The 14514-nt window shown below is 68.7% G+C and carries 13 protein-coding genes and 1 pseudogene; 7 read left to right on the top strand and 7 right to left on the bottom strand.

Features of this window, described 5'->3' with window-relative positions:
- Positions 1 to 84: 84 nt before the first annotated feature.
- The 5 genes from chvE (at position 85) to ACWD1U_RS05710 (ending at position 7240) form a co-directional block, all read left to right on the top strand.
- The gene (gene chvE, locus ACWD1U_RS05730) at positions 85 to 1197 is read left to right on the top strand and encodes a multiple monosaccharide ABC transporter substrate-binding protein (RefSeq protein WP_451104725.1); all 1113 of its coding nucleotides are present in this window, start codon (positions 85 to 87) and stop codon (positions 1195 to 1197) included.
- A gap of 46 nt (positions 1198 to 1243) precedes the next feature.
- Positions 1244 to 2794, top strand: a complete 1551-nt coding sequence (gene mmsA, locus ACWD1U_RS05725) for a multiple monosaccharide ABC transporter ATP-binding protein (RefSeq protein WP_451104723.1) — start codon at positions 1244 to 1246, stop codon at positions 2792 to 2794.
- Positions 2791 to 4035 carry a multiple monosaccharide ABC transporter permease gene (mmsB, locus tag ACWD1U_RS05720; protein WP_451104722.1) on the top strand — a complete coding sequence of 415 codons (1245 nt, stop codon included), beginning with the start codon at positions 2791 to 2793 and terminating at the stop codon, positions 4033 to 4035. Before mmsA ends, mmsB begins: the two co-directional genes overlap by 4 nt.
- A gap of 55 nt (positions 4036 to 4090) precedes the next feature.
- Entirely contained in the window at positions 4091 to 5239 is a 1149-nt protein-coding gene (locus ACWD1U_RS05715) for an aldose epimerase family protein (protein WP_451104721.1), read from the top strand.
- Between the two features lie 171 nt (positions 5240 to 5410).
- The gene (locus ACWD1U_RS05710; protein ID WP_451104719.1) at positions 5411 to 7240 is read left to right on the top strand and encodes a pyridoxal phosphate-dependent aminotransferase; all 1830 of its coding nucleotides are present in this window, start codon (positions 5411 to 5413) and stop codon (positions 7238 to 7240) included.
- 271 nt (positions 7241 to 7511) lie between these two features.
- Here ACWD1U_RS05710 and ACWD1U_RS05705 read toward each other — a convergent pair whose 3' ends face one another.
- From ACWD1U_RS05705 to ACWD1U_RS05690, 4 genes are all read right to left on the bottom strand, one after another.
- On the bottom strand, positions 7512 to 8948 hold the full coding sequence (locus ACWD1U_RS05705) for a family 43 glycosylhydrolase (RefSeq protein ID WP_451104717.1): 1437 nt from the start codon (positions 8946 to 8948) through the stop codon (positions 7512 to 7514).
- Positions 8930 to 9910 carry an arabinan endo-1,5-alpha-L-arabinosidase gene (locus tag ACWD1U_RS05700; protein WP_451104715.1) on the bottom strand — a complete coding sequence of 327 codons (981 nt, stop codon included), beginning with the start codon at positions 9908 to 9910 and terminating at the stop codon, positions 8930 to 8932. The genes ACWD1U_RS05705 and ACWD1U_RS05700 overlap by 19 nt, the downstream gene beginning before the upstream one ends.
- Positions 9911 to 10096: 186 nt before the next feature.
- Positions 10097 to 10738 carry a maleylpyruvate isomerase N-terminal domain-containing protein gene (locus tag ACWD1U_RS05695; protein WP_451104713.1) on the bottom strand — a complete coding sequence of 214 codons (642 nt, stop codon included), beginning with the start codon at positions 10736 to 10738 and terminating at the stop codon, positions 10097 to 10099.
- A gap of 75 nt (positions 10739 to 10813) precedes the next feature.
- Positions 10814 to 11296 (bottom strand): ATP-binding protein, encoded by a 483-nt coding sequence (locus tag ACWD1U_RS05690; protein ID WP_451104711.1) that lies wholly within the window; start codon positions 11294 to 11296, stop codon positions 10814 to 10816.
- 131 nt (positions 11297 to 11427) lie between these two features.
- On the opposite strand from ACWD1U_RS05690, the gene ACWD1U_RS05685 reads away from it, so the two are divergent.
- Positions 11428 to 12270, top strand: a complete 843-nt coding sequence (locus ACWD1U_RS05685; protein WP_451104709.1) for a helix-turn-helix domain-containing protein — start codon at positions 11428 to 11430, stop codon at positions 12268 to 12270.
- The gene (locus tag ACWD1U_RS05680) at positions 12267 to 12449 is read left to right on the top strand and encodes a DUF397 domain-containing protein (RefSeq protein ID WP_451104708.1); all 183 of its coding nucleotides are present in this window, start codon (positions 12267 to 12269) and stop codon (positions 12447 to 12449) included. Before ACWD1U_RS05685 ends, ACWD1U_RS05680 begins: the two co-directional genes overlap by 4 nt.
- Positions 12450 to 12466: 17 nt before the next feature.
- Here ACWD1U_RS05680 and ACWD1U_RS05675 read toward each other — a convergent pair whose 3' ends face one another.
- From ACWD1U_RS05675 to ACWD1U_RS05665, 3 genes and pseudogenes are all read right to left on the bottom strand, one after another.
- Positions 12467 to 13015 carry a YciI family protein gene (locus ACWD1U_RS05675; RefSeq protein ID WP_451105030.1) on the bottom strand — a complete coding sequence of 183 codons (549 nt, stop codon included), beginning with the start codon at positions 13013 to 13015 and terminating at the stop codon, positions 12467 to 12469.
- A gap of 246 nt (positions 13016 to 13261) precedes the next feature.
- Positions 13262 to 13915, bottom strand: a complete 654-nt coding sequence (locus ACWD1U_RS05670; RefSeq protein WP_451104706.1) for a DUF4360 domain-containing protein — start codon at positions 13913 to 13915, stop codon at positions 13262 to 13264.
- 336 nt (positions 13916 to 14251) lie between these two features.
- Positions 14252 to 14434: pseudogene (locus ACWD1U_RS05665) on the bottom strand (transcriptional regulator); the annotation flags it as partial.
- Positions 14435 to 14514 lie beyond the last annotated feature (80 nt).

Genomic DNA, 14514 nt, shown 5'->3' with positions numbered 1-14514 from the left:
CTTCTCGGTCTTTCCGGCACGACCACCCGGAGCGACTTCGCGCCTCCCAGACCGAGCCCTGCACACAGATCAAGGATGATCATCATGCGTAACCGCAGAGCCGCTCTCGCCGCCATAGCCGGAGCCGCGTCCCTCGCCCTCACCCTGTCCGCCTGCGGCCAGAACAGCGAGGGCGGCAGCAAGGAGAGCGAAGGGGGCGCCAAGGGCGCCACCATCGGCATCGCGATGCCGACCAAGTCCTCCGAGCGCTGGATCGCCGACGGCAAGAACGTCGTCGCGGACCTCGAGTCCAAGGGGTACAAGACCAAGCTGGTCTACGGCGAGGACGACCCGGACCAGCAGGTCTCGCAGGTCGAGAACCTGATCACGCAGGGCGTCAAGGCGCTGATCATCGCGGCCATCGACAACAAGTCGATGAACAACGTGCTCCAGCAGGCCAAGGACGCGAACATCCCGGTCATCTCCTACGACCGCCTGATCCTCGGCACGAAGAACGTCGACTACTACGCGTCGTTCGACAACGAGAAGGTCGGCGAGCTCCAGGGCACCTACATCGTCGAGAAGCTCGGCCTGAAGGACGGCTCCAAGAAGGGCCCGTTCAACATCGAGCTGTTCGCCGGCTCCAACGACGACAACAACACCCGCTACTTCTTCCAGGGCGCGATGAACATCCTGCAGCCCTACATCGACAAGAAGCAGCTCGTCGTCCGCTCCGGCCAGACCAAGCTCAACCAGGTCACCACACTGCGCTGGGACGGCGGCACGGCCCAGAAGCGCATGGACGACATCCTGACCTCGGCCTACAAGAGCGAGCGCGTCGACGCCGTCCTCTCGCCCTACGACGGCATCTCCATCGGCATCCTGTCGGCCCTGAAGTCGGACGACTACGGCTCCAAGAGCAAGCCGCTGCCCGTCGTCACCGGCCAGGACGCCGAGGTCGCCTCGGTGAAGTCGATCATCGCGGACCAGCAGTCGATGACCGTCTACAAGGACACCCGCCAGCTCGCGAAGGTGTCCTCGAACATGGTCGACGCGCTGCTCAAGGACAAGAAGCCCGAGGTCAACGACACCAAGACCTACGACAACGGCGCGAAGGTCGTCCCGGCCTACCTGCTGGAGCCGGTGGCCGTGGACAAGAGCAACTACCAGAAGGAGGTCGTCGACTCCGGCTACATCAAGGAAAGCGACCTCAAGTAGTCCCCGCCACCGACCGACGATTCACCACTGATTGGAAGGCACGACCATGGCGGGACCCGTCCTGGAAATGCGCTCGATCGTCAAGACCTTTCCCGGCGTCAAGGCGCTTTCGGACGTCACACTGACCGTCCGGCAGGGCGAGGTCCACGCCATCTGCGGGGAGAACGGCGCCGGCAAGTCGACCTTGATGAAGGTCCTGTCCGGCGTCTACCCGCACGGCACCTACGAGGGCGACATCCTCTTCGAGGGAGAGGTCTGCCAGTTCAAGGACATCCGGGCCAGCGAAGAGCGCGGCATCGTGATCATCCACCAGGAGCTGGCCCTGGTGCCCTACCTCTCCCTCGCGGAGAACATCTTCCTGGGCAACGAGCACGCCACCCGGGGGATCATCAGCTGGACCGAGACCCTGCGGCACGCCACCGAACTGCTGCGCCGGGTCGGGCTCTCCGACCACCCGGACACCCGCGTCGCCGACATCGGGGTGGGCAAGCAGCAGCTCGTGGAGATCGCCAAGGCCCTGTCGAAGAAGGTGAAGCTGCTCATCCTGGATGAGCCGACCGCCGCGCTGAACGACGAGGACAGCGGCAAACTCCTGGATCTCATCCTGGAGCTGAAGAAGCAGGGCATCACCTCGATCATCATCTCCCACAAGCTCAACGAGATCCGCAAGGTCGCCGACTCGGTGACGATCCTCCGCGACGGCCAGACCATCGAGACGCTCGACGTGAAGGCGCCGGAGACCACCGAGGACCGGATCATCAGCGGCATGGTCGGCCGCGACCTGGAGAACCGCTTCCCGGAGCGGTCGCCGCACGAGCCCGAGGAGGGGGCGGCGCCCGCCCTGGAGATCCGCAACTGGACGGTGCACCACCCCATCGACCAGCAGCGCAAGGTGTGCGACGAGGTGTCGCTCCACGTACGGCGTGGCGAGATCGTCGGCATCGCGGGCCTGATGGGCGCCGGCCGCACCGAACTCGCGATGAGCGTCTTCGGACGCGCCTACGGCCGGTACGCGGGCGGCACGGTCCTGAAGGACGGCAAGGAGATCCGTACGAAGTCCGTCCCGGAGGCGGTCAAGCAGGGCATCGCGTACGTCACCGAGGACCGCAAGCACTACGGCCTGAACCTCATCGACACCATCAACCGGAACATTTCGCTGACCGCCCTGGGCAAGGTCGCCAAGCGCGGTGTGGTCGACGAGCACGAGGAGCGGCAGGTCGCCGAGGGCTTCCGCAAGTCCATGAACATCAAGGCGCCGACCGTCTTCGAGCCGGTGGGCAAGCTGTCCGGCGGCAACCAGCAGAAGGTCGTCCTCAGCAAGTGGATCTTCTCGGGTCCGGACGTGCTGATCCTGGACGAGCCGACGCGCGGCATCGACGTCGGCGCCAAGTACGAGATCTACACGGTCATCGACCAGCTGGCCGCACAGGGGAAGGCGGTCGTCTTCATCTCCTCCGAGCTGCCCGAGCTGCTCGGCATGTGCGACCGCATCTACACGATGGCCGCGGGGCGGCTGACAGGTGAGTTCTCGCGGGCCGAGGCCTCCCAGGAATCGCTGATGCGTCACATGACCAAGGACAAAGAGGTAACCCGATGAGCACGGACGTGACCGCCAAGAGCCCGGCCCCCGCGCCGCCCGGCAAGGGAGGGGCGGCCACCGGCGACGGACTTCTGCAACTGGTGCTGGAGGGCATGCGCCGCAACATGCGGCAGTACGGCATGCTCATCGCGCTCGGCCTGATCGTGGTGCTGTTCGCCGTGTGGACCGATGGCGACCTGCTGCTGCCGCGCAACGTCTCCAACCTGGTGCTGCAGAACAGCTACATCCTGATCCTCGCGATCGGCATGATGCTGGTCATCATCGCGGGCCACATCGACCTGTCGGTCGGCTCACTGACGGCGTTCGTCGGCTCGATGGCCGCCGTGTTCATGGTCAAACACGACATACCGTGGGTGCTCGCGGTGGTGCTGTGCCTGGCCGTGGGCGCGATCGCCGGTGCCGTCCAAGGGTTCTTCATCGCGTACGGCGGCATACCGTCGTTCATCGTGACCCTGGCGGGCATGCTGATCTTCCGCGGCCTGACGGAGATCTTCCTCGAGGGCCAGACCCTCGGCCCGTTCCCGGAGGGCCTGCAGAAGGTCGCCAACGGCTTCCTGCCCGAGGTCGGCCCGAAGACGAACTACCACAACCTCACGCTGCTGCTGGGCTTCGCGATGATCGCCTTCGTGATCTTCCAGGAGGTCCGTGACCGCAGGCGGCAGCAGGAGTTCTCGCTCGACGTCCCGCCCACCAAGCTGTTCCTGCTGAAGCTGGTCGCGATCGGCGCCGCCGTGCTGACGCTCACCATGCTGCTGGCCAGCTACAAGGGCGCCCCGATCGTGCTGCTCATCCTGGGCGTGCTGCTCGTCGGCTTCGGCTACGTGATGCGCAACGCGATCATCGGCCGCCACATCTACGCGATCGGCGGCAACCTCCCGGCGGCCAAGCTGTCGGGTGTGAAGGACAAGAAGGTCACCTTCCTGGTCTTCCTGAACATGGGCATGCTCGCGGCCCTGGCGGGTCTGGTCTTCGCCGCCCGCTTCAACGCGGCCTCTCCCAAGGCCGGCCTCAACTTCGAGCTGGAGGCGATCGCGGCCTCGTTCATCGGCGGTGCGTCGATGAGCGGCGGTGTCGGCACCGTCCTCGGCGCGATCATCGGTGGCCTGGTCCTGGGCGTGCTGAACAACGGTATGAACCTCGTCGGCATCGGCACCGACTGGCAGCAGGTCATCAAGGGCATGGTGCTGCTGGCGGCGGTCGGGTTCGACGTGTGGAACAAGCGCAAGGTCGGTTCGTAAGTCAGATCGGGGCCCCGCCGAAGGCGGGGCCCTCTCCTTATCGGGAGCCGCACACATGGAACTGAACAGACGCACGGTCATCGCGGGAGCCGCGGCGGCGGGCATAGCCGCCACGACGCTCGGCGGCACGGCGCACGCCACGGGAGGCAGGAAGCCGGTGAAGACGCTCTTCGGCAAGCTGGCCGACGGCACCAAGGTCTACAGCTGGTCGCTGGAGAACGGCGGCACGCGCCTGAAGGTCCTCTCCTGGGGCGGCGTCGTCCAGTCCCTGGAGATCCCCGACCGCCGCGGCCGGTACGCCAACGTCTCCGCGGGCTTCGACAACATCGAGGACTACGTCGCGAAGACCCCGTACTTCGGCGCCCTCATCGGCCGTTACGGCAACCGCATCGGCAAGGGCAAGTTCACGCTGGACGGCAAGGCCTACCAGCTGTCCGTCAACGACGGCGAGAACAGCCTGCACGGCGGCACCCAGGGCTTCGACAAGCGCGTGTGGGACGTCGAGCCGTTCACCAAGGGCTCCGACGTCGGACTGCACCTGTACTACACGAGCGTCGACGGGGAGATGGGCTACCCGGGCACGCTCAAGACGAAGGTGACGTACACCCTCACCAAGCACGGCGACTGGCGCGTCGACTACGAGGCCACCACCGACAAGGCCACCGTCGTCAACCTCACCAGCCACGTCTACTGGAACCTGGCCGGCGAGGGCAGCGGCACGATCGAGGACCACGAGCTCCAGATCGCGGCCTCCCGCTACACGCCCACCGACTCGGGCCTGATCCCCACGGGCGAGCTGGCCAAGGTCGCGGGCACCCCCTTCGACTTCCGCAAGGCCAAGCCGATCGGCCGGGACATCCGCGTCTCCCACCCGCAGCTGGTGACCGCCAAGGGCTTCGACCACAACTGGGTCCTCGACAAGGGCATCACCGCCCGGCCCGAGCACGTCGCCACCCTGCGCGACCCCGCCTCCGGCCGCACGATGAAGATCGCCACGAACGAACCGGGCCTGCAGTTCTACTCCGGCAACTTCCTCGACGGCACGCTCACCGGCCCGTCCGGCCGCACCTACCGGCAGGGCGACGCGCTGTGCCTGGAGACGCAGCACTTCCCGGACTCGCCGAACAAGCCGAAGTTCCCGTCGACCGTGCTGCGGCCCGGGCAGACGTACCGGACGACGACGGTCCACACGTTCGACTGCTGACGCCACCGACAGGCCTTCACAGGCACGACACAAGTTCCGACCGGTTTCCCGACGGTTGAACAGTGCCGCAGCGGCCTCCGTATCCAAGGGCGGCCCGCGCTCCCCCGCGCGGGCCGCCCTTGAACGTCGGGCCCGCCCGTCCCCAACGGGCCCGCCCCATACGGAGGTTCCATGGCCGACAACGTCACGTCGCTGTTCCGCAGCACGGCGGCACACAGCCCGTCGATGGCGGCCTTGACGCGCGAAGGCGGCGACGGGGCCGGGCCCGTGGACTTCTGCATCCCCTGCAACCCCTACTTCCCGACCCCGGCCATGTTCGACGACATGGCGGGCAAGCTGCGCGACATCATCACGTACTACCCGTCCAGCGCCGACACCATCACGGCCGAACTGTGCAGCCTGCTCCAGCTGCCCCCGCAATGCGTGGCCATGGGCAACGGCTCGACCGAGCTCATCACCTGGATCGACCATCTGCTGGTGCGCGAGTCCCTCGCCGTCCCCGTCCCCACGTTCGGCCGCTGGACCGACCAGCCCATGGAGACCGGCAAGCGGGTCGACATGTTCCCGCTCCAGGAGTCCAGCGGCTTCGCCCTCGACCTCGCGCAGTACGCCGAGTTCATCCGGGCCCGCGGCACCCGCGTCGCGGTCATCTGCAACCCGAACAACCCCGACGGCGGCTTCCTGCACAAGCACGCCCTCGTGCAGTTCATGGACGCCATGGCCGACCTCGACCTGGTCGTCGTCGACGAGTCTTTCCTGGAGTTCGCGGACGCCGAGGCGGAACCGTCCGTCGTCCAGGAGGCGATGCTGCGGCCCAACGTCGTCGTGCTGCGCAGCCTCGGCAAGAACTTCGGCCTGCACGGCATCCGCTTCGGCTACCTCGTCGCCAACCCGGCGCTCGCGGGCCGCATCCGCTCGATGCTGCCCAAGTGGAACCTCAACTCCTTCGCAGAGCACGTGGTGTTCATGCTGAAGGAGCACGGCGCCGAGTACGCGCAGAGCCTCCAGCAGGTGCGCCGGGACCGGCTCGACATGGCCTCCCAGCTCTCCGCGCTGCCCGGCCTGACGGTCTACCCGTCGCAGGGCAACTTCCTCTTCGTACGCCTCCCCGTGGGCGCCGAGGGCACCGTGGTCCGGGACCGGATGCTCACCGAGCACCGGATCCTGGTCCGCGAGTGCGGCAACAAGATCGGTTCGTCCAGCCGCTTCCTGCGTCTCGTGGTGCGCCCCCAGGTGGACGTGCGTCGCCTGGTGTCCGGCCTGGAACAGGTGCTCTACGGGACGTCCAGGAGGGGAGCCGCCGTACCCGAGCCGGGCAACGGGCCCAGCTACAGCTCGGGTACGGCGGCCGTGGACCGTCTGGTGAGCGAGACGAACGGGTCGGGCATGCGGGGGCTGGCCGCGCAGGCCATGAGTGCCGGTGCCGGGGGGCCGGGGCTCGCCGCCGCGCCGGCTGTGGCGAGTGCCGGTGGGACGGGCCTTACCGCCTCCGCGGGGGTCGGTGGGCCGGGGTTCGGCTCGCCGGGTGCCGTCGGCACCGGTATGCCGCTCCCCGCCGCCGCGTCCGCCGTGCCGGCGGGCAACGGCGGTGGGATGCCGGTGCCTGCGGCACCTCAGCCCGTCCCTGCGGCGCCCCAGCCCGTCCCTGCGGCACCTCAGCCCGTCCCGCAAGCCGTTCCTCAGCCGGCGCCCCAGCCGCAGCCCGTACCGGGACCGGGGCAGCCGATGGCGCCCGCGGCCGCCCAGGTCCCGAGGCAGCCGCTCGCTCCGGCCCAACCGCTCGCTCCGGCGCAGCCGTTGGCTCCGGCAGCGCACTTTCCGGCGCAGATGCCCCCGCCGATGCCCATGGCCACCGGGCCGACGCCGCCCGGGGTTCCCGCCCGTGGCGGCCTCACGGCCGCGCAGGTCAGGGGCACGAACGGGCTGACGCCCGCGCCGGCCACCGGGTGGCCCGCCGCGCAGAGCTGGCCCAACGCGGCGGGGATGGGGCAGGTCGGCTAGAGCGTGTCTCTTCGGAGCGCCACTGCCTTGGGTGAGGGGTGATCACTCTGTCGTGATGGCCAAGGGACTGAGTCGGAACTGGTGGTTGACCTGCGGGGTAGGCCGGTCGAGACGCTCGACGGCTTCTGGGACGCCGTGACCGAGCCCTGCGGACTGCCGGAGTGGTTCGGCAGATCAGGATGGTCGCGCGTTCCGCCCGAGGGCGGCGTTCACCGACAGCTGTCGGTGAACGCCGCCCCGTTTCCTGTGCGAGGAGGGCCGGCACCGTGCCTCAGGCCGGGTTCAGCCTCCACTGCTGGCAGGCGTTGTTCAGCCACGTCCACTGCCGCACGTCCGCGCGGTCCGTGGTGGCGCAGTCCGCCACGTCGGCCACCTTGCCGGTGGCCTTGTTGACGATGCGGACGTGGCCGCCGTCCGTGGCGACGAACTGGAACCGCTGGCAGGTGTTGTTCAGCCAGGACCACTGGCGCAGGTCGGCGCCGTCGGCGGAGGAGCATTCGGCGGTGTCGAGGACCTTGCCGGTGGCCACGTTCACCAGCCGGTGGGTGTCGTCGCCGAGGTCCTCCAGGCGCCATCGCTGGCTGGCGTTGCCGTTGCAGGTGTACTGCACGACGTTGGCCCCGTCCGCCGTCGAACCACCGGGCACGTCCAGGCACTTGCCGCTGTTGCGGTTGCTGACGGTGTAGGTCGTCGACGCGCTCGCCGGCTCACCCGACGGGCCGGCCATACTCGCCCCCAGCCGCACCGGCGTACCGAGGTTCGGGGTGCCGTCGGAGTTCCAGGTGAACTTCTGCGCCCGGGTCGTACGGCCGTTGTCGCAGCCCTCGGAGGCGGAGTCGTTGGCGTGGTAGACGATCCAGTTCTCACGGCCGTCCGGTGAGGTGAAGAACCCGTTGTGGCCGGGTCCGTACACCCCGTTGGCGTCGCTCCGCTGGAAGACGGGCGTGGACTTCTTCGTCCAGGAGGAGGCGGACAGCGGGTTGGAGCCGGTCAGCTCCAGCTGGCCCAGCTTGTAGTCGGGGGTCCAGCAGCCGCTCGCGGAGTAGATCAGGAAGGTCCGGCCGTTCCGTTGCAGCACCTCGGCGCCCTCGTTGACGGTGCCGCCCTGCCGTTCCCAGGCGTGCGTAGGCGTGGAGATCGTCGAGTACGCGCCGCTGACGGTGTACGGGTTGGACATCGGCGCGGCGACGAGGTTCTGTGTCCCGCCGGTGATGGCGCTGCCCAGCATGTACAACTTGCCGCCCACGTTCATCACGCTCGGGTCCAGCATCCAGGCGCTGTTGAGCTGCCCCTTGTAGGTGTACGGTCCCATCGGGTCCGATCCCGCGCTCTGCAGCACGTGGCTGCGCTGCGTCGGGTTGTAGTCGGACACGTTCTGCCCGGCGACGTAGTACAGATACCAGCGGCCGTCGATGAAGTGCAGCTCGGGCGCCCAGATGTTGCAGCACCGGGAGGCGGCGTCGCCCTTCCAGACCTGCACGCTCGGGGCGGTGGAGAGCCCGGCGAGGGTGGCGGACTTGCGGATGGTGATGACGTCGGTCCAGCTCGTCGTCACCAGGTAGTAGTTGCCGTCATGGTACGAGATCCAGGGGTCGGCGCCCTTGACGGACTTGACCGGGTTGGCGAACGAGGCGGCGCTCGCGGACGGCTGGCCGAGGCCGATCGCGAGCAGCAGGGCCGCCAGCAGGGTCAGTAGGCGACGGGCCATCCGCTGCTCCAGTTCAGAAGGTTGATGCCGAGCTTCGGGGTGCCGTTGGCGTTGCCGTCGTAGTAGTGGTAGACGATCAGGTCGCCGTCGGCGTCCTTCATGATCGACTGTCCGCCCGGGCCGATGACGCTGCCATGGGACTCCAGTACGGGCGTCCCGCCGTTGTTCATCAGGTCGACGCCGTTCTTGTCGCGGTACGGCCCGGTGATGCTGGAGGCGCGACCGACCTTCACCTTGTAGGTGGAGCTGGTCCCGTTGCAGCAGGTGTCGTACGAGGCGAAGAGGTAGTAGTACCCGTTCCGCTTGACGATGAAGGGCGCCTCGACGGCCTTGGTCCCGGTCGGGCGGGAGGCGAGCGAGTACCGGGTGGTGTTCGAGGTGAGCTGCTTCCCGGTGGACGGATTGATCTGGATCATCTTGATCCCGGTCCACCAACTGCCGAAGGACAGCCACCACTTGCCGTCGTCGTTCACGAAGAGGTTCGGGTCGATGGCGTTGAAGTCGCTGGAGGAGTTCGACGTGTGGACGATCCCCTGGTCGGTCCAGCTGCCCGCCTGGCCTGTGCTGGAGGTCGCGAGGCCGATGGCGGACGTGTTCGAGCCGAACTTCGAGACGGAGTAGTACATCAGGTACTTGCCGCCGTGGTACGAGATGTCCGGCGCCCAGGCCTCGGGGACGGAGGAGTAGTTCCGCCACCAGCTCGGCCGGGCGGCGAAGGCGTCGCCGCCGTTGCGGAAGGCCGTCCGGTCGCTGGACGTCTTGTTGGCGATGCCGCCGCCGGTGGCGTAGAGCAGGTACTGACCGGACGAGGTGCGGATCATCGACGGGTCATGGGTGACGATGTCCCCGGTGACCCGCCCGGGGTTGGGGTACGCGGACGCCGTGCCCGGAACGAGGGCGAGCAGGGCGGCGGCGGGGACGGCTATCAGGGCGGTGCGCTTGCGGAGGGTGGAGCGGCTCATGCGGAGTCCTCCTTGCGGTGGGGGTGACAGTGCTGGTCCAGGTCACCGAGATGACCGAAATACCGAACAGTGCACGCAAGTTCGAACGGAACTTAGAGTCGAACCACCCACGCGTCAATGGTCCGCGCAGCAACAACAGGAACGCCGTCCCGTCCGGCCCCCCACCGGACAGGACGGTTGCGGCGCCTACAGCACGCGCAACGCCTGGTCGATATCGCGTTCGCGCCTGGCCAGCGCATGCAGCACGGCCTGATCGCCATGCCGGTCGCGGGCTGCCGCGACCAGCACGTCGACCGCGACGGCGAGTGCGGCTTCAGGCGCCTGGCGACGAAGGCCCACGCTCAAGGCCAAGTCGTCCAGATGGACCGCCAGTTCGACACACCGGGTCTCGAGGTAGCCGTCGAGCAGCATTTCCTCTCCCGGCCGGTGGAGGACGGCCACCCGCCGATCGGCCGGCTCCTCGTCCAGCCGCCGCGCCAGCCGCCGCCACGCGGCCTGCGCCTGCTCGGCCACGACGGCGGAGCCGGCCGCGGCCGTCTCCTCGCCCCGCGCCCGTACGCCGACGTTGAGCGCGGAGTCGGGCACGGACGTCCCGACGAGCCTGGCGTAGTAGCGCACCGCGGACACCGGTTCGGCGCCGGCCACCTCACCATCGAGGAACCACTCGACCTGCAGAACACTGCGCGCGAGGTGACCGGCCAGTCCGCCCACCGACAACCCCGGCAGCACGGACTCTTCCTCCCAGCATCGGGCCACCTCATCCCTCGCCAGAAGCTGAACACCCCGTTCGGCGGCCTCTAGGTACGCCTGCCGTATCTCCCTGGTCATGCCGGGCATCCTGCCCGCACGAAGATCACAGCAACCTGGTGTCCACCTGATGAACGAGAGGCCCACCATACGGACTCAGGACTTCCGCTCGGGCGCGACGCCGACATCCTCGGTACCGATCTCGGCACGGACGGTCTTGCCGGGCGGCGGCTCCCTGCGGAGCACCTCCCAGCGGTCGGCGAGCGCGTCGACGAGGAGAAGGCCGCGGCCGTGCTCGTCGAGCGGGTGCGGGGTCCGCACACCCTCGGGACCCGGCAGGCCCGGCGGCCCTGTGCGGGTGTCGCTGACCTCGATACGGACACCGCCGCCCGTGAGGAGGGACAGCCGCAGCTCGAAGTCCCTGCCGGGCACGCGCCCGTGGGTCACCGCGTTGGCAGCCAGCTCGGCGACGATCGCGCCGGCCCTGTCGGAGACGTCCGCGCCGTGGGGGACGCCCCAGGTGTGCAGTTGGTGCAGGGCGAGGTGCCGGGCGAGTCGCGCCCCGCGCGGGGTCGCACTGAGGCGCTGACAGAACGTACGTGCGGTCACGGGCGTTCGGGGAGTGGCAGGTGCTTCCATGCGGCCAATTTCCCGCGCCGGGCGGGCACTTCGCGAGGTCCGGGCCGCGTACGCCGGGCCAGCGTACGCGGTCACGGACTGGACAGTACTAGTGACGCTCCGTGACCATGACCCGCGGGAGGTGATCGACCGTGGTCGATGGCGCGGTGGGGACGGGTACGGGCAGCGAGCCGGAGTCGTCGGACAGCTTGCGGACGTTCGGGGCGGTGGTGCAGGGCTTGCGGGAGCACGCCGGGTTGAGCCGGGAGGAGTTCGGCGAACTGGTGCGGTTCTCCAAACACACGGTGGCGTCCGTGGAGCTGGGGCGGCGGATGCCGGATCCGGTGTTCGTCGAGCGGGCGGAAGAAGCGCTGGGCAACACCGGAGCGTTGCGGAAAGCGGCCGTCCATCTCGAGCGTCAGTCAGGGCTGGCGGCTTGGTTCCGGCGATGGGCTGGGCTGGAGCGGCTTGCGATCACCCTGTACACCTACGAGTGCCGCATGATCCCCGGCCTGCTGCAGACGGAGGCGTACGCGCGGACTCTCTTCTCCGCACAGTGGCCCCCGCTCGACGACGCACAGATCGAGGAGCGGTGGGCCGCCAGGGCGGAGCGCCAACGGCTGCTGAGGGAACTGCCCAACACCGCGTTCAGCTTCATCCTGGAAGAGCACCTGTTCCTGCGGCGCACGGGCGGTACGGAGGTCATGCGAGAGCTCGTCGACCACCTGCTGGAGATCGCTGAGCTTCGAAACGTGGAGATCCAGGTCATGCCAGTCACGCAAGCGTCGCACGCCGGGTTGGCGGGGCCCATGCAGTTGTTGGAGACACCTGAGAACCGGTGGTTGGCCTACAACGAAGGTCAGCGTGGCGGACAGTTCGTCTCCGACCCGAAAGAGATCAGCGTGCTCCACCGGCGCTATGCCAGGATGCGCTCACAGGCTCTCACCCTGGCGGACTCCATGAGCCTGTTGCAGCGGATGCGAGGAGACCTATGAACACCAGCGAGCTGGCATGGATCAAGTCCAGCTACAGCAGCAGCGGCGACGGCGACTGCCTCGAAATAGCCACCCACCCCCACACCATCCACATCCGCGACTCCAAGAACAAGCAGGGCCCCCAGCTCGCCCTCTCCCCCACCGCCTGGGCGGCCTTCCTCACGCACGCCACCAAGTAGCCGCCGGGGGCCGCTCGTCACCGGCGCCCGCCGAACTCCCAGGCGTGGACCTCGATGCCGGCGTACCGGCCCCGGGTCAGCACGGCACGCGCCGTGTCCACGTCCGGGGCCCTGACCAGTGCCGCCGTGCCCACCCAGACCGCGCCGTCGTCGGACAGCAACGGCCCGTACGCGATCAGTTCGTCCCAGGTGGACGGCACATCGAGGCCGGCCCCCGGCTCCGGGCCGAGGCCGAGCACGAGATAGCGGTTGCCGCTCGTCCGGCCACCGGGGAAGTCCCACATGGTGCGCCCCAGCACGTTGCGCCACCGCCGCAGCAGCACGTCCCGGTACACCCCGGCCTGGTAGTTGGGCTCGTCGAGGGCGAACGCGCGGGCGGCGGCGGCATCCGGCAGGTCGACGATGTGCACGCTGCCGGTCGGCGTCTCCCCGTCACCGGCGAAGGTCGGCCCACGGGCGATCAGCTCCGCCTCGTACCGGTCCATGTAGGCCCAGTGCGCTTCCCCCGACTGCCTGCGCAGCGGCAGGGAGCCGGGCCGATCGCGGTGATAGCAGAAGAAATCCATGGCGTATCCGTCCTCGGTGGTCAGTCTCGTCTCTCCCGTCATCGTGACCGCAAGGAGAGCGAACCGCGCGCAGCGCCGCCGTAACGCCCAGCCTCGCCGCAGTAGCCGCGCTTCTGGTGGACGGGCCCGGCGGCTCCGTGGCGATCGCGCTGGCCGCCCGTCCTGCCCACCTGGCTACCGCTGCGGCACTCGCAGGGCGGTAGCCGAGCGCGGCCCACCGCACCGGTGGGCCGCCCCCGTTCGCTGTCAGGACTTCCCCGGGCACTCCTTCCACGCCATGTGGTACACCGTGCTGATGTCCCCGTCCGTCGAGTCCATCGTCATGAAGCTGACCTTGTCGGCCGACTGGGTACCGGCGTTGACCCGGATCTCGGTGTTGATGTTGAAGTTGCGCTGGACTCCGCAGGGTGCGTAGACCAGTTGGGCCCAGTCCGTCTCGTCGGTGGCCTGCCAGTTGTCGTTGTAGGGGCCGCTGAAGGGGTGGTTCTTGTACACGGTGCTCGGCGAGCCCTGGAAGTAGTACGAGGCTCGCTGGGAGCCGCTGGCGCCGCGCTGCAGTGAGGCGAAGCCGCGGTAGTCGGCGCTGGCGATGGCGTACGTGAAGCCCTGGGGCACGTGGACGATCAGGCTGAGCTGGCAGTTCTTGCGGAACGCGGTCGGGTCGGAGCCTCCGCCGGCCTGGGCGAGGTAGTCGCTGTAGGTCACGGTGAAGGCCGTGTTGTCCTCGGAGACGGCGACCGCGGCCGTGCCCTGGGGGCAGCCGGAGCCGTTCACGGTGGCGACCTTGATGACGATCTTGTCCGGGGGCGGGTCGACGAACCCGGAGGACGGGGATTGTGCGGGGAGTGCGCTGGTGAGGAGCGCGGCGATCGCGCCGCTCAGAAGCAGGCCACCGGCCATGGTTCTCCCATCCGTTCGTGGGGGGTGCAGCATGAAATAGGCATGGGCATGTCAAACCGACAGCGCATGCGCGCCCGGCCTGTGACCATTCCATGGAGGGGCCGTGAAGGCCGGGAGCGGTCGCATCGTACGCAGGGCGGGAGAGGCGGGCCAGGGCGGTCTCCGGCCATTCACAGTGGCGGGATCACACCCGGGGGAAGGGCGCCGGGTTTGTCCACGCGGGCCCCGTCGGCACCAGCAGTACCTGCGGGCGCATAAGGTGCGTACCAGTGCGTCAGACCAGGACACCCCGAGGACGCGATGAGGATCACCCACCGGCTCCCCCGCGGACACGGCGGGCAGCGCGCCGGCCGTGAGGTCGGCGACCGTCACGCCCTCCAGGATCCTGCGCACATCGGCCCGCAGGGCGATCCGCAGCGGCGGCAGCGGCTCGGCGGTGCCGGTGCAGGCGAGGCCGGTCGTCCGCTCGCCGCGCACCAAGACGATCGGGCCGTCCACGGCCCGGATCACGTCCGCGACCGGAGGACCACTGCCGCGGTCACCCTGTAGACATGGACGCACCACCAGCACCAGCACCAGCACCGGCCAGTCAGCAAGAG

This window comes from Streptomyces sp. NPDC002788 (assembly GCF_053592115.1).
Note: the sequence above shows the minus strand (reverse complement) of the source record. Positions and strands in the feature narration are given on the sequence as shown.